This window comes from Streptomyces sp. NP-1717 (genome assembly GCF_022695985.1).
Classification (GTDB): Bacteria; Actinomycetota; Actinomycetes; order Streptomycetales; family Streptomycetaceae; genus Streptomyces.
On record NZ_JAAPBF010000101.1, the window covers coordinates 1 to 24477 of the forward strand.

Here is a 24477-nt window from a genome sequence, read left to right on the forward strand (position 1 = left end):
GAGTGGGGTGAGTTCGCGGGGGTCACGTTCGCACCGGACGGCGACACGATGTATCTGAACTCCTACACACCGGGCAAGACGTTCGCGATCACGGGGCCGTGGCGCTGACTCCGGCCCGGTGACCGGACCGGCCGCCGGGTCCGCCCGGTGGCCGGTTCGTCCTCGATCGCCGGACGGGCTGCAAACGCGGCCCGTCCGGCGCTTGAGAACCCCAGATCAGGGCGACCCGATCTCCGCTCCCACCGCCGCCAGCGTCGTCGACACCGGCTGGAAGAACGTCTCGCCACCCGACGTGCAGTCACCGCTGCCGCCCGACGTCAGACCGATCGCGGTGCCGTCCGCCGTGAACAGCGGGCCTCCGCTGTCACCGGGCTCCGCGCAGACGTTGGTCTGGATGAGCCCGCTGACGGAGCCCTCGGCGTAGTTCACCGTGGCGCCCAGCCCGGTGACCGAACCGTCCGCCAGCCCGGTCGTGCTGCCCATCCGGATCACTTCCAGGCCCACGGCGGCTTCACCGGCCTGACCGATCGTCACGGTCCGGCCGTCGCCGACATCCACCTCGCTGGGCGCCTCGGTGGCCGGGTCGTCGTACGTGAGGAGCGCGAAGTCGCCGTCGCCGGGGAACGTCGCGGCCTGGACCGTACCGATGGGCGCGCCGTTCTGGTCCTCGGACCACTGCTCGGCCGCGACACCGCAGTGCCCGGCGGTGAGGAATCCGGGTGTGCCGTCCTGCGTGGTGACGTTGAAGCCCATCGAACAGCGGGCGCCGCCGCCGAAGATGGCGTCGCCCCCTTCCAGGAACGGTTTGAACTCGCCCGCCGACTTCTGGATGCGGGCCACACCGTCGCCCAGCGAGCGCACGGTCGACTCCAGGGTGTCCCAGCGCTCACCGGTGACGGTGGTGTCGGCGGTGACGAGGATCTGGTTGGTCCGGGGGTCGACGGCCCACGCGGTGCCGGGGATGGTGGCGTCCCGGCTCAACGTGCCGGTGGCGGACCGGAGTTCGCCCATGCTGTTCTGGACGCTTCTCGCCACGGCGCCCGCGTCACGCACCCGCGCGGCCGACTCGCCGCCGTCGCCGCCGCCCGCTTCGGCGACGTTCACCACGACCTGCTTCTTCTGCGCGTCGTAGTACGCCCCCGCGTACTCCTCACCGAGCTGTGAGGACAGCCGCGCGACGAGTTCCGGCGCCGAGGCGGCGCTCACCGTCTTCGTGTTCTGCCGGGCGCCGTCGCGCGCGCCGTCGTCCGTGCCGGACTGGGACGCGTTGGCGTTCGGCAGCAGGATGGCCGCCGCGGCGACCCCCACCGCCCCGGCGCCCGCGAGAACGGCCTTGCTCTTGGATATCCGCCTGTGACTCAACTCGTCGCCTCCTGTGGGGATTACGGAGTGACCCCTTGATACGGGCGACACGGGAGTTGCGTTCAGCGCGGCCGCAGACGACAGGACGGAGGCCGGCCGGACAGTTGTCCGGCCGGCCCCTGGCGGCCACCTCGGCCGGCGGCTCGTCAGCCGCTGATCTCGATCTTCTTCCTGCTCTCCGCCGCCTTGGGCGTCCCGGTCCCGGCCGCCTTGGCCGGCTCCGCCGAACTCGCCCGCTGGGTCAGCCCCTTGAGCAGTTCCGCGAGGTCGACCCCGGTGGTCGACGTCAGCAGTTCCATGCCCTGCGCGACGTTGTCGGTGACCGTGCGCGAGAGCCGGCTCGCCCCGTCCGTGGAGATGACCGTCAGCTTGTCGACGGCGCTCAGCGGCTCCGACGCCTTGGCGACGACGGCCGGGAGTACTTCGACGAGCATCTGGAGCACGGCCGCGTCGCCGTACTGGGCGAACGCGTCGGCCTTCTTCTGCATCGCCCCGGCCTCGGCGCTGCCGCGCGCCGTGATGGCGTCGGCCTCCGCCTCGCCCTCGATCCGTACGGCCTCGGCGAGCGCCGCGCGGCGCAGCTTCTCGCCCTCACCGGTGAGCCGCGACCGCTCGGCGTCCGCCTCGGCCTCCTTGACCTGCGCGATCCTGCGGGCCTCGGCCTCCTGTTCGGCCTGGTAGCGGGCGGCGTCGGCGGGCTTGCGCACCTGGGTGTCGAGCTGACGGTCCGTCAGTGCTGCCTGACGCTCCGCCACCTTCTCCTGCTCGCCGAGGACTTCCTGCTGACGCGCCGCCTCGGCGAGCGGACCGGCCGCGTTGGCCTTGGCCTTGGCCGCCTCGGTCTCGACCTTGATCTCGGCCTGCTTCAGATAGAACGTCCGCTCGGCCACGGCGATCTCCTCGGCGGCCTTCAGCCTGGCCTGCTCGGAGGCCCGCTTGGCGATCGCCTCGGCGATGTCCGCCTCCTGCCTGGCGCGGGCGGCCTCGGGCCGGCCCAGGTCCTCCAGGTAGGAGCCCTCGGTGGTGATGTCCTGGATCTGGAAGGCGTCCAGGATCAGGCCCTGCCCGGAGAGGCTCGCCTCGGCCTCCTCGGCGACCTGTCCGGCGAAGGCGGCGCGGTCGCGGATGATGTCCTCGACGGCCATCCGGCCGACGATGGCGCGCAGCGCGCCGGAGAGCACTTCCTGGGTGAAGCCGACGATGCCCTTCTGCTGCCGCAGGAACCGCTGCGCGGCGGCGCGGATGGCGTCCTCGTTGCCGCCGACCTTGACGATCGCGACGCCTTCCAGATGCGCCTTGACGCCGCGCAGGGTCACCGCGCCCCGGACAGCGACCGGGATGTGCCGGCTGGACAGGTCGAGCGTGAACTTCTGCTGGACGAACGGGACGACGAAGACGCCGCCGCCGACCACGACCTTCTGACCGCTGTTGTCGGTGCTGACCCGGCCGGTGACCGGGTCCGTGGAGGACTTGCCTCGCCGGCCGGTGATGATGAAGGCCTCGCTGGGGCCCGCGACCTTGTAGCGGGTGATGACGACGAGGGCGAGCAGGACGAGAAGTACGACGACTCCCGCCACCGCGATGATCACTGGACTCATATGGAACTCCCCCTGTTGACGTGCGGGCCGCTGTGGACGCCGCATCTGTGGGACGCCGGCTGCCGTGCGACGGTTCGACGGGTCAGCGTTCGACGGGGCGGACGCCGACCGAGGTGGACGACAGCGTCGACTCCACCCAGACCTCGGCACCCCGCGCCAGGGGCACCGCGCTCCGCGCGGCGAACTTCACCGGCTGGCCCGCCACCCGGAGCATCACCTCGCCGTATCCGTCGGCGGGAATGGCGGTGACGACGGATCCCGACGTACCGAGGAGGTCCGCTCCCCGTGGCGTGGCGTCCGTCTGATCGCGCATCAGTACCCGGCTGAGTTTCCAGGCCAGCCAGCCGGTGACGGCGCCGGCGACGGCGCCCGCGGCGATGGCGGGGCCGACTCCGAGATCGGTCGTACCGAGCACGATCGCGCCGCCGAAGCCGAGCATCGCGACGAATCCCGCCACGACGGGCAGCGACAGCAGGCCCGCGAAGAGGCCGTCGAGCACCCCGTCGAACAGGCCCTCGAAGATGCCGTCGAAGATCAGCGCGACGGCGAGCAGGACCACGCCCGCGATACCGAGGCCGAGGAACACATCCATGGGCCGTACCTCCCCCGGCTCCCGCCGGTCCCCCTGAGAACCCTTGAAGTGGGAGGAGATTTTCTCACGGTCCGTCACGGTTGCGCAGTGCCGTGTTCCGGCAATCTTCGAGCGCCGTAACCACCGGATGAACATTTAGTCCGATATTTTCACCATATGCCTACATACCTGATCAGACTCATCTCCCTCGCCACGCTGGGTGCCGCCCTCGTCGGATGCGGCACCGACACCGAGCCGCCCCCGACCACCGGCCCCTCGCCCGGACCCGCCTCACGGCAGCCGGCCGGGCCCGAACGTCCCGCCGTGACCCCCGTCTTCCTCCGTGCCGCCGACCCCACGGGGACGACCGCGGCCAGGACGGCCACCAAGACCGTGGCGCTCACCTTCGACGCCGACATGACGGCCGACCAGGGACCGCGCGCCGCCCGTGGCGAGCGCTTCGACAACCCGACCCTGATCTCGTCGCTGCGCCGTCTCGAAGTCCCCTCGACGATCTTCATGACGGGCCGGTGGGTGGAGGAGTACCCGTCCCAGGCGAGGGAGATCGGCTCCGACCCCCTGTTCGAGGTCGCGAACCACTCCTACAGCCACCACTCCTTCACGGCGGACTGCCACGGGCTTCCGGCGCTCGGCACGAAGGACATGGCAGCGGATGTGGAGCGGGCCTTCGGCGCGTTCCGCAAGGCAGGGGTCCGTCAGGTGGTGCCGTACTTCCGCTTCCCCGGCGGCTGTTACGACCAGTCGACGCTGCGGACCCTGGCGCCGGCCGGCCTGACGGCGGTCCAGTGGGACGTCGTCAGCGGCGACGCCTTCGCCACGGACGCGGACGTGGTGGCCGAGCAGGTGCTCGCGGAGGTACGGCCCGGCTCGGTGGTGGTCATGCACTGCACGATGAGCGCGGCACCGGTGACGGACGACGCGGTCCGCAAGATCGTGCCCGCACTGCGCGAGCGCGGCTACCGCTTCGTCAAGGTGTCGGAGCTGATGAAGGGCTGATGAAGGACCGGTACCGCCGGTCATGCCGACCCGACCGGCCGCCGGCCGTAGCGGACCGTCAGCCCGAACAGGCCGTCCGCTGCGCCTCGTGCCACTCGCAGACGGGGCACAGCGTGATGCCCTTCACCGATTCCGGGTACTCGCTCGGCTCTCCGCAGTGCACACAGTCCGCGTACACGACGGCCTCGGTACTGATGGCGTCGTCGTCTCCCATACCGCCGAGCGTACTGAACGCGGCCACGGCCTCGGCCGGTCGCCGGACGGGCCGCGCACGCAGCCCGTCCGCGCGTGGCTCAGCTCCCGGCGGCCTGCGACGTGACCTCGCTCGGGCGGACGATGACGAACCCCTCGCCCTGGAGCATCAGCTGGACGGCCTCGCCGGAACCGCCGCGGATCATCGAGCCGACGGACTGCGAGCGGTGCAGCGAGGTGCCGAGCTGGGCGCTCCAGCCGACGACGGCGTCCGTGTCGACGTACACCGGCGCCTGCGGGCTGACGGGGATGACGATGGGGTTGCCCTCACAGATGATGGCGAGCTTCCCGTAGCCGCTGAACAGGCTGTTGAAGAGACCGCCGCCGGTCATGCCGGCGCCCTTCACCGTCTTGATCTCGTAGGAGAGCGTGGAGTCGAAACACAGGACGTTGCGGCCGTTGACGGTGAGCGCGTCGCCCTGGTCGATGTCGACGATGAAGCAGTTGGCCGCCTCGTGCGCGAACCACGCCTCGCCCTGGCCCTTCACGGCCATCAGCGGCAGGCCCTCGCCGGTGACGGCGCGCTTGAGCATGCCGCCGATGCCCTGGCCCTTGCGTTCGAACTGGAGATTGCCGCGGAAGGCGATCATCGAGCCCTGACGCGCGTGCATTTCGCCGTTGACGGCATACTTGACGGATTTGGCGTTCTGAAGGCTCATCCCGGGGGTCGTCGCCTGCTGCGCCATGTTCTCGCTGGAAAAGAGGTCGCTCTTCATGCCCAGCATGGTCACCCGGAGGCACCCGTTCCGCCAACAATCCGGCGAGCCGGTCCGGCCTGCCGGTACTGGCACACTGGCCCCGTGAGCATCGACGACACCGCCGGGGCGGCCGGCCCGGCGGACAACCACGCCGGGGACCCGGCCGACAGCCCGTTCCGGCACGAGCAGACCGCGCGCGACGAGGCCCCGCAGTTCGTGCTGCCGCTGGTGGTCCGGATCGAGAAGGCCGCGCCGCCGACCCGTACCGACGCGCTGGAGGCGGCCGCCCGCGCCGTACTCGTCATGCTCGCCGACGAGCGGTCGACGGGCGACGGCGAGTGGGCGCGGGCGATGCGGGAGTGGCAGGACGCCCGGATCCGCAAGGTGGTGCGCAGGGCACGCGGCGCGGAGTGGCGGAAGGCGTCGCTGCTGCCGGGAATCACGGTGGGCGGTCCGGCTCCGGAAGGGGTGGCGGAGGTGCCGGTCGCGGCCGAGGGGCCCGTCTTCGCCCCGTACGCGGAGGTACGGGTCTTCCCGCCCGTCCCGCTGGACGGCTGGCCGAAGGAGCTGGCGAAGCTCCAGGTCTCCGGCACCGACCTGGACGACCCCGCGGACCCGCCCGCCGCCGGCCCAGCCACTCCCGTGCTCTGGCTCAGCCCCGATGTCGCCATGTCGGCGGGCAAGGCGATGGCCCAGGCCGGACATGGCGCGCAACTCGCCTGGTGGGAGCTGTCGGAGACGGACCGCAAGGCGTGGCGGGAGGCGGGATTCCCGCTCTCCGTACGTACCGCGGACCCCGCCGACTGGCGTCAACTGATCAGTGGCGGGCTGCCGTTGGTCCGTGACGCCGGCTTCACTGAGATCGCGCCGGGGTCGTGCACGGTGGTCGCGGATCACCCCGCGCTGCGGCGTTGAACATTTCGGTGCCGGGACTCGTATCTCCTCATACCGCTAAGTAGGTTGAACGACCGGTCAGCGCGCGGTTGATTCCGCGGTGGTACGCGGTTGTACATCGGCCCGGGAGACACTTTGTTGCGACGTATCAACGGCACGGCACTCATCATCGCGGCACTCGTCGCGACGGTCGGGGCGCTCGCCTTTCCTGTCTGGTCGTACGCCGACCGTTCCGGCACGGGGGAGGCGAATCTCGCGGCGTCGAGCGTGGCGACCCAGTGGGGCCCGCTCTCGGCGACGGACCGCGACTTCCTCGTGAAGGTGCGGCTCGCCGGGCTGTGGGAGCTGCCCGCCGGGCAGCAGGCGATCGAGCGTGCCCCCAGCCAGGCCATCAAGGACGCGGGTGACCATCTCGTCGTCGGCCACACCGACCTCGACGCGCGTGCGCGCGACGTGGCGGCGAAGCTCGGCATAGCGCTGCCGAACCAGCCCAACGAGCAGCAGCAGGGCTGGCTCAGGGAGCTGTCGGCGGCCACCGGCGCCGAGTACGACAGGAAGTTCGCCAACCTCCTGCGCAACGCCCACGGCAAGGTCTTCGCGCTGATAGCCGAGGTCAGACATACGACACGCAACACCCTGATACGGCAGCTCGCGACCGACGCCAACCAGACGGTTCTGGACCACATCACGATGCTGGAGGGCACCGGGCTCGTCGACTTCGACGAGATCGCGCGGGAGGCCGCGGGCACCAAGACCGCCAGCCCCACCGGTCCGCCGCCGCCGAACGGCAGCCTGCCGCCGTCGCCGCCCGCCGCCGAACCGACCGGGGACAGCTCCTTCACCTCCCGGCCCTCCACCCAGCCGGGCGCGCCGACCGCCGTCAACACCAACCGTCCGGCGCCGCCGAGCGTCGAGGCGAGCCCGTGAGTCGCCTCGAATCGCCGTGGGTCGCCGTGATCCGCGTGAGTTCCGTGACCGGCCGGCGGATCGCCGGCCGTCGCGGGAACCTCAAATGATGCTCTGAACGTCCCCTCCTCTGGATTCACCGGCGCCCGGCGGGGCCATTACCCCTGAACCGGCGCATGCCGATGCACGGACGAGGGGGAGTCATGAGTCACACGACACGCGTGGTGAAGTCGGGGGAAGTCGGGAACACGGGGGTTCCGGGCGGTCCACGAGACCTGGGGGCCCTGGGAATCGGTATCGGCTGGCGGCCCGAGATCGCGGAGGCGGTGGAGGCGCTGCCCGGCGTCGACTGGGTCGAGGCCGTCGCCGAGAACGTCTGCGCGGGCCATCTCCCCGACTCGCTCGTCCGCCTCCGCGCACGCGGCGTCACCGTGATCCCGCACGGCGTCTCCCTCGGTCTGGGAGGCGCCGCGCGGCCCGACGCCAAGCGTCTCGCCGATCTCGCCGAGCGGGCCGGGGCCCTCGGCTCCCCGCTCGTCACCGAGCACATCGCCTTCGTACGGGCCGGTGGCCCGCTCACCGCCTCCCCCACACTCGAAGCCGGCCATCTGCTGCCCGTCCCCCGCACCAAGGACGCGCTGCGGGTGCTGTGCGAGAACGTGCGCATCGCGCAGGACTCCCTGCCCGTGCCACTCGCCGTGGAGAACATCGCCGCGCTGATCAACTGGCCGGACGAGGAGATGACGGAGGGTCAGTTCCTGGCGGAGCTGGTCGAGCGGACCGGCGTACGGCTGCTGATCGACGTCGCGAACCTGCACACCAACCACGTCAACCGGGGCGAGGACCCGGCGACCGCGCTCGACCAACTGCCGGTCGAGGCCATCGCGTACGTGCATGTCGCGGGCGGCGTCGAACGCGACGGCGTCTGGCACGACACGCACGCCCACCCGGTGAGCGCGCCGGTGCTCGACGTACTCGCGGAGCTGCGCTCCCGGGTCTCCCCGCCCGGCGTCCTGCTGGAGCGGGACGACAACTTCCCGCCGACCGCCGAACTCGCCGCCGAACTCGACACGATCCGTGCGACGCTCGCGGGCCCCGGACCCGAGCGGACGTCGACCACGCTCTCCCGCAAGGCCGTTGAGGCAACCGAAGCACCCGAGGCGCCGGGGGCCGGGTCGCCGGACGACCCCGCCCGCCAGCGGCTCGCTCTCGCGCAGACCGCGCTGCTGTCGGCCCTGGTCGCCGGGACCCCGGCCCCGGAGGGCTTCGACTCCCGGCGGCTCGGAGTGCAGATCCGGGCGCTGGCGGCGAAGCGGGCGGAGGTCGTCGCCAAGGTGGCGCCCGACATCCCGCGCATCCTCGGCGCCGGCTACCGCGCCGCGTTCCTCGATTACGCCAAGTCCCGCCCCATGCGCGCCGGTTACCGGCGCGACGCGCTCGACTTCGCCGAGCACCTGCTCATCGCCGACCGGCCGGAGGACGCGGCGGCCCGGCGTGAGCTGACCCAGTGGTGGCGGGACCGCTCCGGCGCGCGCCCACCGCGCCGGGCGACCCGTATGGCCCGTGCCGCCCGCTCCGTACTCGTGGGGCGGTGACGGCCGTGGACACGCTGCTCACCGCACTCCAGATCGCCATACCCCTGTCCTTCGTCACGCTCCTGGTCGGATTGATCAGCGCCCGCTCGGGGGGCGGTAAGGGCCAGGTCCACGACCTCATGGAGGTGGCGTTCCTCGGCGGCGGACCGGGCCGGGTCGCCGAGACCGCCGTCGTCGCGATGCACGCGGACGGGAGGCTGGGGATCGGCGGCCCCGGCATCGTCGCGCTGTACGGCGACGTCGCGCGCAACCCGGTGGAACGCTCGGTCATCGAGGAGCACCACCGGGCGCCGCACGGCGCCCTGCACGCACTGCGCCTCGCCGTGATGCGCGGCCGTGCCGTCCAGGACATCGGGGACTCCCTGGCGGCGCGCGGGCTGCTGGTACCGGTCGGGAAGACCCGTATATGGGTGGTCTGGGGACTGACCCAGGCGATCGTGTGCCTGCTCGCCGTACCGCTGACCATCGTCCGGCTCGCCGGCGGCGGCCCGCTCAGGCTCATCCCGACCCTGCCGCTGGCGGTCATCGGGATCGTCTCGGGCTTCGTCTGTGCCGCACTGGCCAGGCGGCGGCTCACCGACGCCGGTGTGCGGGCGCGGCTGAAGTACCGCAAGGCGACGTACCAGCACATCATGGCCCCCGATCTCCAGATCGCCCTGGACGGTCACATGGCACTGGACGACCCCCTGCTGCGGGAGCAGTTGACGGCCGCGAGGGGCATGCGGCCCGGCCGTGACTTCCAGCCCGCGCCGCATCTGGCCGCGACCGCGGTGGTGTGGTGCGCGAGCGCGGACTTCGGGGACGGCGGTTCGGGCGGCTCCGGCTGCGGAGGGTCCGGCGGTTCGGGCTGCGGAGGAGGAGGAGGCGGAGGCTGACCGGCCTCGCACCCGGTCCGCACCGTCCGCGCGCGGAGCACGCCGTACCCGATCACGCACCCCGTACGGGCCTATTGAGTGACTGTATGACGCATCGGAGTCACGGGCCCCGACACCACTCACAGATCCTTTACATGTCCGGGGCTCCGGAGATGATCGCCTTCCCCAACGCGGCACGCCTGAAGGGAAAGCGATGAGAGCAGTTGCGAAGTACGGGGCCCTGGCCACCCTCGGATCCTTGGTCCTGTCCACCCTCACCGCCGCCCCGGCGGGCGGCGCGGACTTCGCCGGCACCTCCTCCGAGGCGCGCGGCACCGTCGTCGCCGCCGAGCGCGCCGCCGCCGCGGGGATCACCTTCCGGGCCTGCCCCAAGGCCGAGATGCTGCCCGCGCCCCTCACCTGCGGGACGGTCGAGGTGCCGCTCGACTACGCCCGGCCGGACGGCGAGCGGATCAAACTCACCGTCAGCCGGGTGAAGGCGTCGGGCAGAACGGGCGCCGCCGGCGGCGACGGCAAGGCCGTGGAGACCGTCCGGCGCCAGGGCGCGCTGGTCTACAACCCCGGCGGCCCCGGCGGCTCCGGCATGGCCTTCCCGCTGGCTGCCTCGATGCCCGAGTGGAAGCGGATCGCGGCGGCGTACGACATGGTCGGCTACGCCCCGCGCGGGGTCGGCCGCTCCGCGCCGCTCTCCTGCCAGAACGCCGCGGACTTCGCCAAGGCCCCCACGCTCGCGCCGACATACCCCACGGAGTCGTACAAGAGCGAGCGGATCTCCCGCGCCAAGGCGTACGCGCAGGGCTGCGCGCGCAACGCGGGTGCGTCCCTGCGCCACTACAACTCGCTGAACAACGCCCGCGACCTCGACGTCCTGCGGGCCGCCCTCGGTGAGAAGAAGCTGTCGTTCATGGGCGCCTCCTACGGAACGTACTTCGGCGCGCTGTACGCGTCGCTCTTCCCGTCCCACGTACGCCGGATGGTCTTCGACTCGGCCGTCAACCCGGACCCGGACCAGATCTGGTACCGCAACAACCTCGACCAGTCCTTCGCCTTCGAGCGGCGCTGGGCGGACTTCCGTACCTGGGTCGCCAAGCACGACGCGACGTACCAGCTCGGCACCACGGCCGAGGAGGTCCAGCGCAACTACGAGCGGGTACGGGCGGAGGTCGCGCACCGGCCGGCGGGCGGCAAGGTCGGTCCCGGCCAGCTCCACGCCGCGATGCTCGGGGTCGCCTACTACGACGACTACTGGGCGCTTCGCGCCACGGCGCTCTCCGAATTCCTCAAGGGCCGTACGAAGCCCCTGATCGACCAGGCCACGCCCCGGCCGGCGGCGGCCGTGGAGAACGAGAACAGCAACGCCGTCTACACGGCCGTGGAGTGCAACGACGCGGCGTGGCCGACGGACTGGAAGGTGTGGGACCGCGACAACACCGCGCTCGCGAAGGTCGCGCCGTTCGAGACCTGGGACAACGCGTGGATGAATCTGCCGTGCGCCTTCTGGCCGGCACCGCGCCAGCGGCCGGCCGATGTCCGCACCCGCGCCGGTGAGCTGCCGCCGACGCTGATCCTGGCCGCCGAGCGGGACGCGGCGACGCCGTACCGGGGGGCGCTGGAGCTCCAGCGGCGCCTGGCCGGATCGGTTCTGGTGACCGAGCGCGGAGCGGGCACGCACGGCATCGCGGGCGGCACCAACGAGTGCGTCAACGACCACGTCGAGGCGTACCTGCTGACCGGGAAGACACCGGTGCGGCGCGCAGAGTGCGCGCCGCACGCGGAGCCGAACCCGGTGTCGCTGGACGAGAGGTCCGGCCGCGGGCTGCCGCCGGTCGTCTGATCTTCCGGGTGGGACGGCCGGGCTGCCCGGGGGCGGTCCGGCCGTCATGCAGTTGTGCGATCGCCGGGGGCGGATCGCGGGCCGCGCCTGTGGATCAGGCGAGTTCGGCGACCAGGTCCGCGACCGACTTGCGGCGGCCGGTGTAGAACGGGACCTCTTCCCGTACGTACAACCGTGCCTTCGAACCACGCAGATGACGCATCAGGTCGACGATCCTGTCCAGTTCGTCGGCCTCGAACGCGAGAATCCACTCGTAGTCACCGAGCGAGAAGGATGACACGGTGTTGGCGCGGACGTCCGGATAACCACGGGCCATCTTTCCGTGGTCGGCGAGCATCGTACGCCGCTCCTCGTCGGGCAGCAGGTACCAGTCGTAACTGCGCACGAAGGGGTAGACGCTCACGTAGTCGCGCGGCGTCTCGTCGGCCAGGAAGGCCGGCACATGGGACTTGTTGAACTCGGCGGGGCGGTGCAGCGCCATGTTCGACCACACGGGGTCGAGCGACCGGCCGAGCCTGGTGCGGCGGAAGAGGTTGTACGCCCCCTGGAGCTCGTCCGCGGTCCCGGCGTGCCACCAGATCATCAGGTCGGCGTCGGCGCGCAGCCCGGACACGTCGTACGTCCCGCGCACGGTGATGTCCTTGGCGGCGAGCTGGTCGAACAGTTCCTGGACCTCGTCGGCGTACCCGGCCCGGTCCTCCGGCAGCAGATCGCGCAGCTTGAAGACGGACCACAGCGTGTAGCGGATGACGTCGTTGAGATCCTTGGCCTTCTTGCCCGCGTTGGGGATCTTGTCTGGTGCGGAAGTCATACGGCTATTGTCCCGCGTCCCGATCGGTGCCCCGCGCCAGGGTCGGCGTGGCCATGATCTCGTCGGCGGCGCGCCGGGCGCTCGCGATACAGGCGGGGATGCCGACGCCGTCGTAGGGCGCGCCGCACAGGCGCAGCGCGGGAAGTTTCGCGACGGCCTCGCGGATACGGGCGACGCGGGCGGGGTGGCCGACGGGGTACTGGGGCAGGCCGCCGATCCACCGGGTCACCTCGGTGGCGACGGGGCGGGCCGCGAGTCCGGTGGCCGCGCCGAGGTCGCGCAGGGAGACCTCGACGAGTTCGGCGTCCTCGTGCTGGAGCCGGTCCTCCTCGCCGTACCGTCCGATGGAGGTGCGCAGGACGAACAGGTCCGGCGCCGACTCGTCGACCCAGCGCCACTTGCGGGTGGAGAAGGTGGCGGCCTTGATGGCGCGGCCGTCGACGGGCGGTACGAGGAAGCCGCTGCCGTCGGGCAGGCCGGTGAGGGCGGCGCGGCGGAAGGCCATCGTCACGAGGGCCATGGAGGCGTACTCGATCCCGGCGAGTTCGGCGGACGCGGCGGGCGACTCCTGGGCGAGGAGCGCGGAGGCGGACCAGGCGGGGTTCGCCATGACGACCCCGTCGGCGGCGACGATCTCCTGATCGGTCCTGACCGCCCAGCCGCCGGCGGTGCGGGTGAGGGCGAGGACGGGAGTCTCCGTACGGATGTCGCCTCCGCGTGCCCGTACGGAGTCGGCGACGGCGCCCGGGAGCCGGCCCACGCCGCCGTCGACGCCGGTGAACACGGCGTCGTCACGCGGCTGTTCGGCGGCCTTGGACCGGATGGCGCGGACGGCGTCGAGCATCGAGTCGTGCGTGCGAAGTGCCTCGAAGAGCTGGGGGACGGCGGCGCGCATCGAGATGCGGTAGGCGTCGCCCGCGTAGACGCCGCCGAGCAGGGGCTCCACCAGCCGGTCCACGACCTCGCGGCCCAGGCGCCGCGCGACGTACTCACCGATGGACACGTCGTCGCCGACGGCCACCGGGCCGAGGTCCCGCTCGCGGCCGATCCTGGCGACGCCTTCCGCGGAGAGCAGACCGGCGAGGGCCGAGGCGTCGGCGGGAACGCCCATCACATGGCCCTTGGGCATGGCGTACAGCTCGCCGCGCGACCAGACGGAGGCGGAGGCCGTGGCGGGCGGCTGGAGGCGCTCGGCGAGCCCCACGGAGCGGGCGAGGTCGACGGCCTCGGGGCGGCGCGCGAGCATCGACTCGGCGCCGAGGTCGACGGGGGCGCCCGCGATCTCGCCGGCCATGAGTTTGCCGCCGAGCCGGTCGGTCGCCTCCAGGAGCGTCACGCGGGCCCCGGCGGAGAGCAGCCGGTCTGCCGCGGCGAGACCGGCGATGCCGCCCCCGACGACGACGACATGGGGCGCGGGACCGGCGGGAGGTGTGGGATTCGGACTGCTCACCATGGCCTCCACTCTCTCAGACCACCCGCGTCACCGGTCCGGCGAGCCTCCGCCCGTACCGAGTCCCGACCGTGACCGCTTCGCGACCGGAAAAGCGCAACCCGCTCCCCCGCCGGTCCGTCGAACCGGCGACATTCACGCACGGCAGCCTTGGGGGGACCGACATGCGTGCACTTCCCGCATTCGCGGCAGCACTTCTCACCGCTTCACTCGCCCTGGCGGGATGCAGCGCGTCGAGTTCGGACAGCGGAGACATGAAGGCCGAGAGCGCGGCCGAACCGGCGACGGGCCGGCAGGGGGCGGGCGCGGCGGCGGACACGGACGCGGACGCGGAGGCCGGCAAGCGGCAGGACGACAAGAGCGAGGGCATCGACGAGAAGTTCGCGAAGACCCATGTGATCCGCACCGCCACCCTCTCGGTGGAGGTCAAGAGCGTGACGAAGGCACTCGCGAAGGCTCGTACGGTCGCGCTGGACGCGGGGGGCGTGGTCGAGGACGAGACCACCGAGCGCGTCGACGACACGCACGTGGCCTCGAACGTCGTCCTGCGGGTCCCGGAGGCCGAGTACGACTCCGTCCTCACCGAACTGGCGGGCACCGGCAAGCTGTTGGCGCGTTCGGCGAACGCGAAGGACGTCACCGAGCAGGTCGTCGACGTGAACAGCCGGATAGCGACGCAGCGCGCGAGCGTCAACCGGGTACGGAAGTTGATGGACCAGGCCGAGGACATCACGGACGTGGTGGCCCTGGAGTCGCAACTGAACACGCGCCAGTCCGAGTTGGAGGCCCTGCTCGCCAAGCAGGCGTCGCTCGCCGACCGGACGACGATGGCGACCATCACGCTCGACCTGAGCGAGCGCGCGAAGGACGAGAAGGACTCCGGGGACGAGGACCCGGGCTTCCTGGACGCGCTCGGCGGCGGCTGGGACGCGCTGGTGACGGTGGTGCGGTGGATCGTCGTGGTGGTGGCCGCGATCCTGCCGTTCGTCGCGGCGCTGGGGGTGCTGTTCGGGCTGTGGCTGCTGTTCGGCGTCCGGGCGCGGTCCCGGCGTACGCGGACCCCGGACCCGGCGCCCGGCGAGGGCGGACGGGACTGATCCGGCGCGTCCGCGTAGCGTCTGTGTGCCGGGTGCGCGGTGCCCGGCACACACGCGAAGGGACGCGCAATGGCAGCGGAGCGCTTGGTGGTCATCGGCGGCGACGCGGCGGGAATGTCCGCCGCGTCGCAGGCCCGCCGGTTCAAGGGGCCCGAGGAGCTGGAGATCGTCGCCTTCGAGCGCGGCGACTTCGCCTCGTACTCGGCGTGCGGGATCCCGTACTGGGTCGGCGGCGACGTCGAGCGGCGGGACGACCTCGTCGCCCGTACGCCGCAGGAGCACCGGGAGCGCGCGATCGATCTGCGGATGCGGACCGAGGTGCTGGAGATCGACACCGGGGGCCGGCGGGTCCGCGCCCGGGACCTGGACAGCGGGTCCGAAACGTGGACGGGCTTCGACAAGCTGGTGATCGCCACCGGCGCGCGGCCGATCCGGCCCCCGCTGCCGGGCATCGACGCCCCCGGTGTGCACGGCGTGCAGACACTCGGCGACGGCCAGGCGCTGATCGAGACCCTGACCCGTACGAGCGGCGGCGGGCGCGCGGTGGTCGTGGGCGCGGGTTACATCGGCGTCGAGATGGCGGAGGCGCTGCTCAAGCGCGGGTACGAGGTCACGGTCCTGCACCGCGACGAACAGCCCATGGCCACGCTGGACCCGGACATGGGCCGGCTGGTGCACGAGGCGATGGACGGGCTCGGCATCACCACGGTCGGGGGCGCCGCCGTCACGAAGATCCTCACCGGCGACGACGGCCGGGTCAGGGCGGTCGCCACGGACGGCGCCGAGTACCCGGCGGACGTCGTGGTGCTCGGTATCGGCGTCCGGCCGGAGACAGCGCTCGCCGAGGCCGCCGGGCTGCCGCTGGGCCCGCACGGCGGCCTGCTCACCGATCTGTCGATGCGGGTACGCGGCCACGAGGACATCTGGGCCGGCGGCGACTGCGTGGAGGTGCTGGACCTGATCACCGGCACCACCCGCCACATCGCGCTGGGCACGCACGCCAACAAGCACGGCCAGGTCATCGGCGCCAACGTGGGCGGCGGCTACGGCACGTTCCCGGGCGTCGTCGGCACGGCCGTCAGCAAGGTCTGCGACCGGGAGATCGCCCGTACGGGACTGCGGGAGAAGGACGCCCGCGCGGCGGGACTCCAGTACGTCTCGGCGACCATCGAGTCCACGGGCACCGCCGGGTATCTGCCGGGGGCGCGGCTGATGACGGTGAAGATGCTCGCCGAGCGCCGGACGGGCCGGCTGCTCGGCGTGCAGATCGTGGGCGGCGAGGGCGCCGCGAAGCGGGTGGACATCGCGGCGGTCGCGCTGACGGCGCGGATGACGGTGGAGCAGATGACGGCGCTGGACCTGGGCTACGCGCCGCCGTTCTCCCCCGTCTGGGACCCGGTCCTGGTGGCGGCCCGCAAGGCTACGGCGGCGGTCCGTGAGGCGGGCTGGTAGCCCCCGCTACCGGGCGGTGCGCGTGTGGACGTACTCCACCAGGCGCGTCAGCGAGTCCGGGTCCATGTTCGGCAGCACGCCGTGGCCCAGGTTGAAGATGTGCCCCTCCAGCCCCTTGGCGGCGTCGAGGACCTCGTCGGCCTTCGTCTCCACCGCCCCGGTGGGGGCGAAGAGGACGGCCGGGTCGAGATTGCCCTGGAGCGCCTTGCCGGGGCCGACGCGGCGGGCCGCCTCGTCCAGCGGTACGCGCCAGTCGACGCCGACGACGTCCGCGCCCGCCTCGCCCATGAGCCCGAGCAGCTCGCCCGTACCGACCCCGAAGTGGATGCGCGGCACCCCGTACCCGGCGATCATGTCGAAGACCTTGGCCGACGCGGGCATGGCGGAGCGGCGGTAGTCGGCGGGGGCCAGGGCTCCCACCCAGGAGTCGAAGAGCTGTACGGCGCTGGCGCCCGCCTCGATCTGCACCTTGAGGAAGGCGCCGGTGATGTCGGCGAGCCGGTCGAGCAGTTCGGCCCACAGCTGCGGGTCGCCGTACATCATGGCCTTGGTGTTCTCGTGGTTGCGGGACGGCCCGCCCTCCACGAGATAGCTCGCGAGCGTGAACGGGGCGCCCGCGAAGCCGATCAGCGGGGTGGACCCCAGCTCGGCGGTGAGCATGCCCATCGCCTCGGTGACGTAGTGGACGTCGTCCGGCGTCAGGTCGCGCAGCTGCGCCAGGTCGGCGCGTGTGCGGATCGGGTGGGCGACGACGGGGCCGACGCCCGGCTTGATGTCGAGGTCGACGCCGATGGCCTTGAGCGGGACGACGATGTCGCTGAAGTAGATCGCGGCGTCGACCTCGTGCCTGCGTACCGGCTGGAGCGTGATCTCGGTGACCATGTCCGGCCGCATGCACGAGTCGAGCATCGCCGTGCCTTCGCGCAGCTTGCGGTACTCGGGCAGCGACCGGCCCGCCTGCCGCATGAACCACACGGGCGTGTGCGGTACGGGCTCGCGCCTGCACGCCTTCATGAAGGCGGAGTCGTGGGTGGCGAGTGTCGCCGCTGTCGCTGCGGTCTTCGTCGGATGGCCCGAGGGGCGGTCGTTGGCGCTCACGCCCAGAATCTTCGCATGTACACAGAAGCGGCCGGGCCGGGCAGGGTGTCCTTCACCGCACTGGGCGTGCGTTCCGCCTACTCTTCCCCGCATGGCTGCGGCTCAGGGACAATTTTCTGATCATTCCAACGGCGTCGAAGGTGCGGGGGGCAGGGGGGAGGACTCCGTCCCGTCGGCGTTCCGGCTGGCCGTCGAATCACTGCGGACGGCGCGGCTGCGCCCCGAGATGGAGATCGACCCGACCAAGCCGCCTCAAAGGCTCGCACCGCACGCGTACGCGCTGGAGGCGGCGGTGGTCCAGGGGGACGACGACCTGGCCGACGGCAGACTCGTCCTCCTCCACGATCCCGACGGACACGACGCCTGGCAGGGCACGTTCCGGCTGGTGACGCTGGTGCGGGCGGAGCTGGAGCCCGAGATGGCGGCCGACCCGCTGCTGCCGGAGGTCTGCTGGTCGTGGCTGACCGGGGCGCTGGAGGCGCGCGGTCTGTCGTACGGGGAGCCGAGCGGCACGGTCACGCGCGCGGGGTCGCACTACTTCGGCGGGCTCTCGGAGCGCCGGCCGGTGACGCAGATCGAGATCCGCGCGTCCTGGACGCCGCGCGAGGGCATGGGCGGAGTCCCGGACGCGGCAACGCACTTGGCCGCCTGGTGCGATCTGCTGTGCCAGCTCGCGGGCCTGCCGCCGGCGGCCCCGACGGGACCGACCGAGCCCGGCGCGGGCGTGGTCACACTCCCCCAGCGCCGGGGTCCGCAGGCGCGGTAGAGCGAGGGCGGCCGGGCGGACCCACGAGGTCCGCCCGGTGGCCGGATTTCGCTCGGCCAATGAGGGGACCACTCGTAGGATGATCGATCACGCTTCCGAATTGCCCGAATTGTTACTCACTAATTCGTGATCATTCTCTAAAGGCGGGGACGGTTGCTGCCGAAGAGGTCAATGACCCTTCAAGCACGGTTCCCCCCGGCTTCATCCCCGAGCCGGCCCGTCCCGCACCTTCCCAGGAGGCCTGGTGTCCGTTCTCCTCGAGCAGCCCGCAAGCCTGGTCGCCTACCGCCCGAACAAGCCGACGGCCATGGTCGTCGTGGCCGACCCCCGCGTACGCTCCACCGTCACCCGCCACCTGTGGGCGCTCGGAGTACGTGACGTCATCGAGGCTTCGTCCATCGCGGAGGCGCGTCCCCGCGTCGGCAATCCACGCGACATCTGCGTGGCCGACGTCCACCTGCCCGACGGTTCCGGGCTCACCCTGCTGTCCGAGACCCGGGCAGCGGGCTGGCCCAACGGCCTCGCCCTCTCCGCCGCCGACGACATCGGCGCGGTGCGCAACGCCCTCGCGGGCGGAGTCAAGGGCTACGTCGTGACCGGAACCCGTACGAATATCGGCCACCCCGGCCGCCCCGGCGCCGCACCCATCGGCGCGGGACCCCGCATGCACCGCCGCCCCCCGGGTACCCCGAGCCACCCGGGCGGCTACCGCGAGCTCTCCGGCCGTGAGGTCGAGGTGCTCAGGCTGGTCGCCGAAGGCCAGTCGAACAAGGCGATCGGCGTCTCCATGGGCCTGTCGGCCCTGACCGTCAAGAGCCACCTCGCCCGCATCGCGCGCAAGCTCGGCACGGGCGACCGGGCGGGAATGGTCGCCGTGGCCCTCCGTACCGGGATCATTCACTGACCGGTTTCACCCTCCCCACCGGCCGCATCGCCCGCCGACGGAACGTTCCGTCGGCGGGCGGCGTCCGTTCACAGATACCCTTGACACGTGACCGACGCCCAAGAGACCGCAGCAGACCCAGCACTGCGAACCACCGGGGGCGCTCCCCCGGACGACGTCGAAACGGCGCCGATCCCTTTGTTGGAGCCTCGCGAAGGCATTCCGCCGGTGGTCGCCACCGACGAGGCGCTCGCCGAGGTGATCGCCTCCTTCGCCGCGGGCACCGGCCCGGTGGCCGTCGACGCCGAGCGCGCGTCCGGCTACCGCTACGGGCAGAGCGCCTATCTGGTCCAGCTGCGCCGCGAAGGCGCGGGCACGGCGCTCATCGATCCCGTCGGCTGCCCCGACCTCTCCGCCCTCGGCGACGTCCTCGCCGACACCGAGTGGATCCTGCACGCCGCCACCCAGGACCTCCCGTGCCTGAGGGAAATAGGCATGCGCCCCACGCGGCTGTTCGACACCGAGCTGGCAGGGCGGCTCGCGGGCTTCCCGCGCGTCGGCCTCGGCGCGATGGTCGAGAACGTACTCGGGTTCGCCCTGGAGAAGGGCCACTCCGCCGTCGACTGGTCGACCAGGCCGCTGCCGGAGCCCTGGCTGCGCTACGCCGCGCTGGACGTCGAGCTGCTGGTCGATCTGCGCAACGCGCTGGAGAAGGAGCTGGACCGGCAGAACAAGCTGGACTGGGCCTGGCAGGAGTTCGACGCGATCGCGTCCGCCCCGCCGCCGCCTCCGCGCAAGGACCCGTGGCGCCGTACGTCCGGCATGCACAAGGTCCGGCGGCGGCGGCAGATGGCGGTCGTACGGGAGCTGTGGAACAGCCGTGACCAGGCCGCCCAGCGGCGCGACGTCTCCCCCGGCAAGGTCCTCAGCGACGGCGCGATCATCGAGGCGGCGCTGGCGCTGCCGCTGAACGTGCAGGCCCTGACGGCGCTGCCCGGGTTCGGGCACCGGATGGGGCGGCGTGCGCTCGAACAGTGGCAGACGGCGATCGACCGGGCGAAGTCGCTGCCCGACACGGAGCTGCCGCAGCCCGGACAGCCGTTGAACGGTCCGCCGCCGCCGCGCTCGTGGGCGGACAAGGACCCGGAGGCCGCGGCCCGGCTCTCGGCCGCCCGCGCCTCGGTGACGGCGCTCGCGGAGCGGCTGAACATGCCGCAGGAGAACCTGATCACGCCGGACACCGTGCGGCGGGTCTGCTGGGAGCCGCCGGCGGAGCGGAGCGTGGAGGCGGTCTCGGAGGCGTTGGCCGCGCACGGCGCGCGGCGGTGGCAGGTGGAACAGGTGGCGCCGCTGCTGGCGCGGGCGTTGGGGGCGACGGCGGCGACGGGGTGAGTTGCCGGGTCGGCCCCGGCCCTGCGGGCCGGGGTCGGCCTCAATCGCCGGCCGGGCTTGGTGTGGTTGCGGTGGTGGCCGGGTGCCGCTCCGGGGTCATGCCCGGACGGCGTGATTTACGGCGCGTGCAAGGCTCGTTGGACTCAGGGGAACCCGCATTCACACGCGCCACAAATCAGCCTGAGTGTCCGGACACGACCCCTGCGCGTCCCCCTTCCGACCCGCGGACCGGTGGGGTGTGAAGAGCGCCACGTGGTGGCGTGAGGGGGGCGGGGTCGCAGGAGGGGTGTGTTCGGACACTTGGGCTGATTTGTGGTGCGTGGACAAGGCGGGTCGTCGGATCCAACGAGCCCTGCACGCGCCATAAATCACGCCGTCCGGACATGCCCCTCCGGAGGCCCCGAACTCCGCCCCCGGCAACGAAACAGCAACCAAGCCCCCCGCACGCCACAGGCCGGGCCGGAGATGAGACTCCCGCCCGGCCCGTGTCACGGCATCGTCAGGGCCCGCTACGCGGGGACGCTCGCCACCCCCGGCTCCAGGAACGGCTTGCCGTTCACCCGCTCCGAGACGCCCTCACGGTCCAAGTACGGCGTGATGCCCCCCAGATGGAACGGCCACCCCGCACCGGTCAGCAGGCACAGGTCGATGTCCTGGGCCTCGGCCACGACGCCCTCGTCCAGCATCAGACCGATCTCCTGCGCCACCGCGTCGAGCACCCGCGCCCGCGTCTGCTCCTCCGTCAGCACCGTGTCGCCCTGCTTGAGCAGCGCCACGACCTCCGGGTCCAGCTCCGGCTTTCCGGAGTCGTGGACGTAGAAGCCCCGCTTGCCCGCCTTCACCACGGCCGCCAGGTTCTGCGAGACCGTGAAGCGGTCCGGGAAGGACCGGTTGAGGGTCTCGGAGACATGCAGACCGATCGCGGGCCCGACCAGTTCGAGCAGGACCAGCGGCGACATCGGCAGACCCAGCGGCTCGACGGCCCGCTCGGCGACGGCGACCGGGGTGCCCTCGTCGATGACGCTCTGGATCTCGCCCATGAAGCGGGTGAGGATGCGATTGACGACGAACGCCGGGGCGTCCTTCACCAGCACCGCGCTCTTCTTGAGTTTCTTCGCGACACCGAACGCCGTCGCCAGCGACGCGTCGTCGGTCCGCTCGCCCCGCACGATCTCAAGCAGCGGCAGGATCGCCACGGGGTTGAAGAAGTGGAAGCCGACGACCCGCTCCGGGTTCTTCAGCTTCGACGCCATCTCCGACACCGACAGCGACGAGGTGTTGGTGGCGAAGATCGCGTGCGCCGGGGCGACCGCCTCGACCTCCGCGAACACCTTCTGCTTGACGCCCATCTCCTCGAAGACGGCCTCGATGACGAAGTCGGCGTCGGAGAAACCGTCGGCCTTGTCCAGGACGCCGGTGACCAGGCCCTTGTAGCGGTTGGCCTTGTCCTGGTTGATCCTGCCCTTGCCGAGCAGCTTGTCGATCTCGGCGTGGACATAGCCCACACCCTTGTCGATCCGCTCCTGGTCGATGTCCGTCAGCACCACCGGCACTTCCAGCCGGCGCAGGAACAGCAGCGCCAGCTGGGAGGCCATCAGACCGGCCCCGACGACGCCGACCTTGGTGACGGGCCGCGCCAGCGACTTGTCGGGCGCGCCCGCCGGGCGCTTGGCACGCCGCTGCACGAGGTTGAACGCGTAGATCCCGGACCGCAGTTCACCACCCATGATCAGGTCGGCGAGCGCGGTGTCCTCGGCGTCGTAACCCGCCTGGAGGTCACCGTCCTTGGCGGCGGCGATGATGTCCAGCGCCCGGTAGGCGGCCGGGGCCGCACCGTGCACCTTGGAGTCGGCGACGAACCTGCCGCGCTCGACGGCCTGGTCCCAGGCCGCGCCCCGGTCGATCTCGGGACGCTCCACGACCAGCTCGCCACCGAGGACCGAGGCGGTCCACAGCAGCGACTGCTCCAGGAAGTCCGCGCCCTCGAACAGGGCGTCGGCGATGCCCAGTTCATAGACCTGCGCGCCCTTGAGCTGCTTGTTCTGGTTGAGCGAGTTCTCGATGATCACCGTGACCGCGCGGTCGGCGCCGATCAGGTTCGGCAGCAGCGTGCAGCCGCCCCAGCCCGGTACGAGACCGAGGAAGACCTCGGGCAGCGAGAACGCGGGCAGCGCGGCGGAGACGGTGCGGTACGAGCAGTGCAGCCCGATCTCGACGCCACCGCCCATCGCGGCGCCGTTGTAGTACGCGAACGTCGGCACCGCGAGCGCCGCCAGCCGCTTGAAGACGTCGTGGCCGCCCTTGCCGACGGCCAGCGCGTCCTCGTGCCGCTTCAGCAGCTCGACGCCCTTGAGGTCGGCGCCGACGGCGAAGACGAACGGCTTGCCGGTGACACCGACACCGACGATCCCGCCCTCGGCGGCCTCGGCCTCGACCTGGGTGATCGCCGCGTCGATGTTGGCCAGCGACTGCGGCCCGAACGTCGTCGGCTTCGTGTGGTCCAGGCCGTTGTCGAGCGTGATGAGCGCGAACGTGCCCACGCCGCCGGGGAGTTCGATGTGGCGCACATGCGCCTGGGTGACGACCTCGTCCGGGAACAGCTCGGCCGCGCCCTTCAGGAGTTCAGCGGTGCTCACTTGTTGCCTCCGTCGAAGTGCGGGTTCTCCCAGACGACCGTCGCGCCCATGCCGAAGCCGACGCACATGGTGGTAATGCCGTAGCGGACCTGCGGCTGCTCCTCGAACTGCCGGGCCAGCTGCGTCATCAGCCGTACGCCGGAGGACGCGAGCGGGTGGCCGTACGCGATGGCGCCGCCGTACTGGTTGACGCGCGGGTCGTCGTCGGCGATGCCGTAGTGGTCGAGGAAGGCCAACACCTGTACGGCGAAAGCCTCGTTGATCTCGAACAGGCCGATGTCCTCGATCGACAGACCGGCCTTGGCGAGGGCCTTCTCGGTCGACGGGATCGGACCGAAGCCCATGACCTCGGGCTCGACACCCACGTACGCGTAGCTCACGAGCCGCATCCTGACCGGCAGCCCGGCCTCGCGCGCGAACTCCTCGGAGGCGATCAGCGAGGCGGTGGCACCGTCGTTCAGGCCCGCCGCGTTGCCGGCCGTGACCCGGCCGTGCGGGCGGAACGGGGTCTTGAGACCGGCCAGCGACTCCAGCGTCGTCCCGGGGCGCATCGGCTCGTCCTCGGTGGCCAGGCCCCAGCCCGTCTCACCGCCCTCGGGGCTGGTGCGGCGCACCGAGATCGGCACCAGGTCCTGCTGGATCCTGCCGTTCGCGTACGCCTTGGCGGCCTTCTCCTGCGAGCGCACCGCGTACTCGTCGGCGCGCTGCTTGGTGATGTGCGGGAAGCGGTCGTGCAGGTTCTCCGCCGTCATGCCCATGAACAGGGCCGACTCGTCGACGAGCTTCTCCGAGACGAAGCGCGGGTTCGGGTCGACGCCCTCGCCCATCGGGTGGCGGCCCATGTGCTCGACACCGCCGGCGACGACCACGTCGTACGCGCCGAAGGCGATGGAGCCGGCGGTGGTCGTCACGGCGGTCATCGCACCCGCGCACATGCGGTCGATCGAGTAGCCGGGGACGGACTGCGGCAGCCCGGCGAGGATGCCGGCGGTACGGCCGATGGTCAGGCCCTGGTCACCGATCTGCGTGGTCGCGGCGATGGCGACCTCGTCGATCTTCGCGGGGTCGAGGTCCGGGTTGCGGCGCAGCAGCTCCCGGATCGCCTTCACGACCAGGTCGTCGGCGCGGGTCTCGTGGTAGATGCCCTTCGGGCCCGCCTTGCCGAACGGGGTGCGGACGCCGTCGACGAAGACGACATCCCTGATGGTACGAGGCACGATGGCTCTCCTCCAGGGTGCGGGGGTGACTCTGCTGCGGGCGCGCTTTCCGATCCTATGCTACTTACCGGTA

22 protein-coding genes are annotated in these 24477 nt (G+C 71.7%); 12 read left to right on the top strand and 10 right to left on the bottom strand.

Annotation, left to right across the window (positions count from 1 at the left end; translation table 11 throughout):
* On the top strand, positions 1 to 108 hold a 108-nt coding region (locus GXP76_RS36050; RefSeq protein ID WP_242573004.1), incomplete at its 5' end, for an alkaline phosphatase PhoX.
* Between the two features lie 108 nt (positions 109 to 216).
* Here the strand turns inward: GXP76_RS36050 and GXP76_RS20340 are convergent.
* From GXP76_RS20340 to GXP76_RS20350, 3 genes are all read right to left on the bottom strand, one after another.
* Entirely contained in the window at positions 217 to 1362 is a 1146-nt protein-coding gene (locus tag GXP76_RS20340; protein ID WP_242572985.1) for a S1 family peptidase, read from the bottom strand.
* 146 nt (positions 1363 to 1508) lie between these two features.
* Positions 1509 to 2960, bottom strand: a complete 1452-nt coding sequence (locus GXP76_RS20345; protein ID WP_242572986.1) for a flotillin family protein — start codon at positions 2958 to 2960, stop codon at positions 1509 to 1511.
* Between the two features lie 82 nt (positions 2961 to 3042).
* On the bottom strand, positions 3043 to 3552 hold the full coding sequence (locus GXP76_RS20350; protein WP_242572987.1) for a hypothetical protein: 510 nt from the start codon (positions 3550 to 3552) through the stop codon (positions 3043 to 3045).
* 156 nt (positions 3553 to 3708) lie between these two features.
* On the opposite strand from GXP76_RS20350, the gene GXP76_RS20355 reads away from it, so the two are divergent.
* Positions 3709 to 4548 (top strand): polysaccharide deacetylase family protein, encoded by an 840-nt coding sequence (locus GXP76_RS20355; RefSeq protein WP_242572988.1) that lies wholly within the window; start codon positions 3709 to 3711, stop codon positions 4546 to 4548.
* Positions 4549 to 4606: 58 nt separating this feature from the next.
* Here the strand turns inward: GXP76_RS20355 and GXP76_RS20360 are convergent, their stop codons facing one another.
* Complete coding sequence (locus GXP76_RS20360) at positions 4607 to 4762, bottom strand: hypothetical protein (protein WP_242572989.1); 156 nt, start codon at positions 4760 to 4762, stop codon at positions 4607 to 4609.
* A 79-nt stretch (positions 4763 to 4841) separates the two neighbouring features.
* On the bottom strand, positions 4842 to 5516 hold the full coding sequence (locus tag GXP76_RS20365) for an AIM24 family protein (protein ID WP_242572990.1): 675 nt from the start codon (positions 5514 to 5516) through the stop codon (positions 4842 to 4844).
* Between the two features lie 84 nt (positions 5517 to 5600).
* On the opposite strand from GXP76_RS20365, the gene GXP76_RS20370 reads away from it, so the two are divergent.
* The 5 genes from GXP76_RS20370 to GXP76_RS20390 all read left to right on the top strand — a co-directional run bounded on the left by GXP76_RS20370 (position 5601) and on the right by GXP76_RS20390 (position 11602).
* Positions 5601 to 6413: a peptidyl-tRNA hydrolase gene (locus GXP76_RS20370; RefSeq protein WP_374361803.1), complete on the top strand. Its 813-nt coding sequence runs from the start codon at positions 5601 to 5603 to the stop codon at positions 6411 to 6413.
* Positions 6414 to 6530: 117 nt separating this feature from the next.
* Positions 6531 to 7319: a DUF4142 domain-containing protein gene (locus tag GXP76_RS20375; protein WP_242572991.1), complete on the top strand. Its 789-nt coding sequence runs from the start codon at positions 6531 to 6533 to the stop codon at positions 7317 to 7319.
* A gap of 182 nt (positions 7320 to 7501) precedes the next feature.
* Positions 7502 to 8893, top strand: coding sequence for a DUF692 domain-containing protein (locus tag GXP76_RS20380; RefSeq protein WP_242572992.1), 1392 nt, complete (start codon positions 7502 to 7504; stop codon positions 8891 to 8893).
* Entirely contained in the window at positions 8890 to 9768 is an 879-nt protein-coding gene (locus tag GXP76_RS20385; RefSeq protein WP_242572993.1) for a TIGR04222 domain-containing membrane protein, read from the top strand. The genes GXP76_RS20380 and GXP76_RS20385 overlap by 4 nt, the downstream gene beginning before the upstream one ends.
* Before the next feature lie 193 nt (positions 9769 to 9961).
* Complete coding sequence (locus GXP76_RS20390) at positions 9962 to 11602, top strand: alpha/beta hydrolase (RefSeq protein WP_242572994.1); 1641 nt, start codon at positions 9962 to 9964, stop codon at positions 11600 to 11602.
* A gap of 94 nt (positions 11603 to 11696) precedes the next feature.
* Here the strand turns inward: GXP76_RS20390 and hemQ are convergent, their stop codons facing one another.
* Both hemQ and hemG read right to left on the bottom strand, forming a co-directional pair.
* Entirely contained in the window at positions 11697 to 12413 is a 717-nt protein-coding gene (gene hemQ, locus GXP76_RS20395; RefSeq protein ID WP_242572995.1) for a hydrogen peroxide-dependent heme synthase, read from the bottom strand.
* A 4-nt stretch (positions 12414 to 12417) separates the two neighbouring features.
* The gene (gene hemG / locus GXP76_RS20400; RefSeq protein ID WP_242572996.1) at positions 12418 to 13866 is read right to left on the bottom strand and encodes a protoporphyrinogen oxidase; all 1449 of its coding nucleotides are present in this window, start codon (positions 13864 to 13866) and stop codon (positions 12418 to 12420) included.
* 251 nt (positions 13867 to 14117) lie between these two features.
* On the opposite strand from hemG, the gene GXP76_RS20405 reads away from it, so the two are divergent.
* Both GXP76_RS20405 and GXP76_RS20410 read left to right on the top strand, forming a co-directional pair.
* Positions 14118 to 14960: a DUF4349 domain-containing protein gene (locus tag GXP76_RS20405; RefSeq protein ID WP_242572997.1), complete on the top strand. Its 843-nt coding sequence runs from the start codon at positions 14118 to 14120 to the stop codon at positions 14958 to 14960.
* Between the two features lie 69 nt (positions 14961 to 15029).
* Positions 15030 to 16412, top strand: a complete 1383-nt coding sequence (locus GXP76_RS20410; protein ID WP_242572998.1) for an FAD-dependent oxidoreductase — start codon at positions 15030 to 15032, stop codon at positions 16410 to 16412.
* A 6-nt stretch (positions 16413 to 16418) separates the two neighbouring features.
* Here GXP76_RS20410 and hemE read toward each other — a convergent pair whose 3' ends face one another.
* Positions 16419 to 17510 (bottom strand): uroporphyrinogen decarboxylase, encoded by a 1092-nt coding sequence (gene hemE, locus GXP76_RS20415; RefSeq protein WP_242572999.1) that lies wholly within the window; start codon positions 17508 to 17510, stop codon positions 16419 to 16421.
* A 91-nt stretch (positions 17511 to 17601) separates the two neighbouring features.
* Between hemE and GXP76_RS20420 the strand changes: the two genes are divergently transcribed.
* The 3 genes from GXP76_RS20420 (at position 17602) to GXP76_RS20430 (ending at position 20551) form a co-directional block, all read left to right on the top strand.
* The gene (locus tag GXP76_RS20420) at positions 17602 to 18276 is read left to right on the top strand and encodes a DUF3000 domain-containing protein (protein ID WP_242573000.1); all 675 of its coding nucleotides are present in this window, start codon (positions 17602 to 17604) and stop codon (positions 18274 to 18276) included.
* A 244-nt stretch (positions 18277 to 18520) separates the two neighbouring features.
* Positions 18521 to 19180: a response regulator transcription factor gene (locus GXP76_RS20425; protein ID WP_078074498.1), complete on the top strand. Its 660-nt coding sequence runs from the start codon at positions 18521 to 18523 to the stop codon at positions 19178 to 19180.
* 87 nt (positions 19181 to 19267) lie between these two features.
* Positions 19268 to 20551 (top strand): ribonuclease D, encoded by a 1284-nt coding sequence (locus GXP76_RS20430; RefSeq protein ID WP_242573001.1) that lies wholly within the window; start codon positions 19268 to 19270, stop codon positions 20549 to 20551.
* Positions 20552 to 21060: 509 nt separating this feature from the next.
* Here the strand turns inward: GXP76_RS20430 and GXP76_RS20435 are convergent.
* Together GXP76_RS20435 and GXP76_RS20440 are read right to left on the bottom strand one after the other, a co-directional pair.
* Positions 21061 to 23187: a 3-hydroxyacyl-CoA dehydrogenase NAD-binding domain-containing protein gene (locus tag GXP76_RS20435; RefSeq protein WP_242573002.1), complete on the bottom strand. Its 2127-nt coding sequence runs from the start codon at positions 23185 to 23187 to the stop codon at positions 21061 to 21063.
* On the bottom strand, positions 23184 to 24404 hold the full coding sequence (locus GXP76_RS20440) for an acetyl-CoA C-acyltransferase (RefSeq protein WP_242573003.1): 1221 nt from the start codon (positions 24402 to 24404) through the stop codon (positions 23184 to 23186). Before GXP76_RS20440 ends, GXP76_RS20435 begins: the two co-directional genes overlap by 4 nt.
* Positions 24405 to 24477 lie beyond the last annotated feature (73 nt).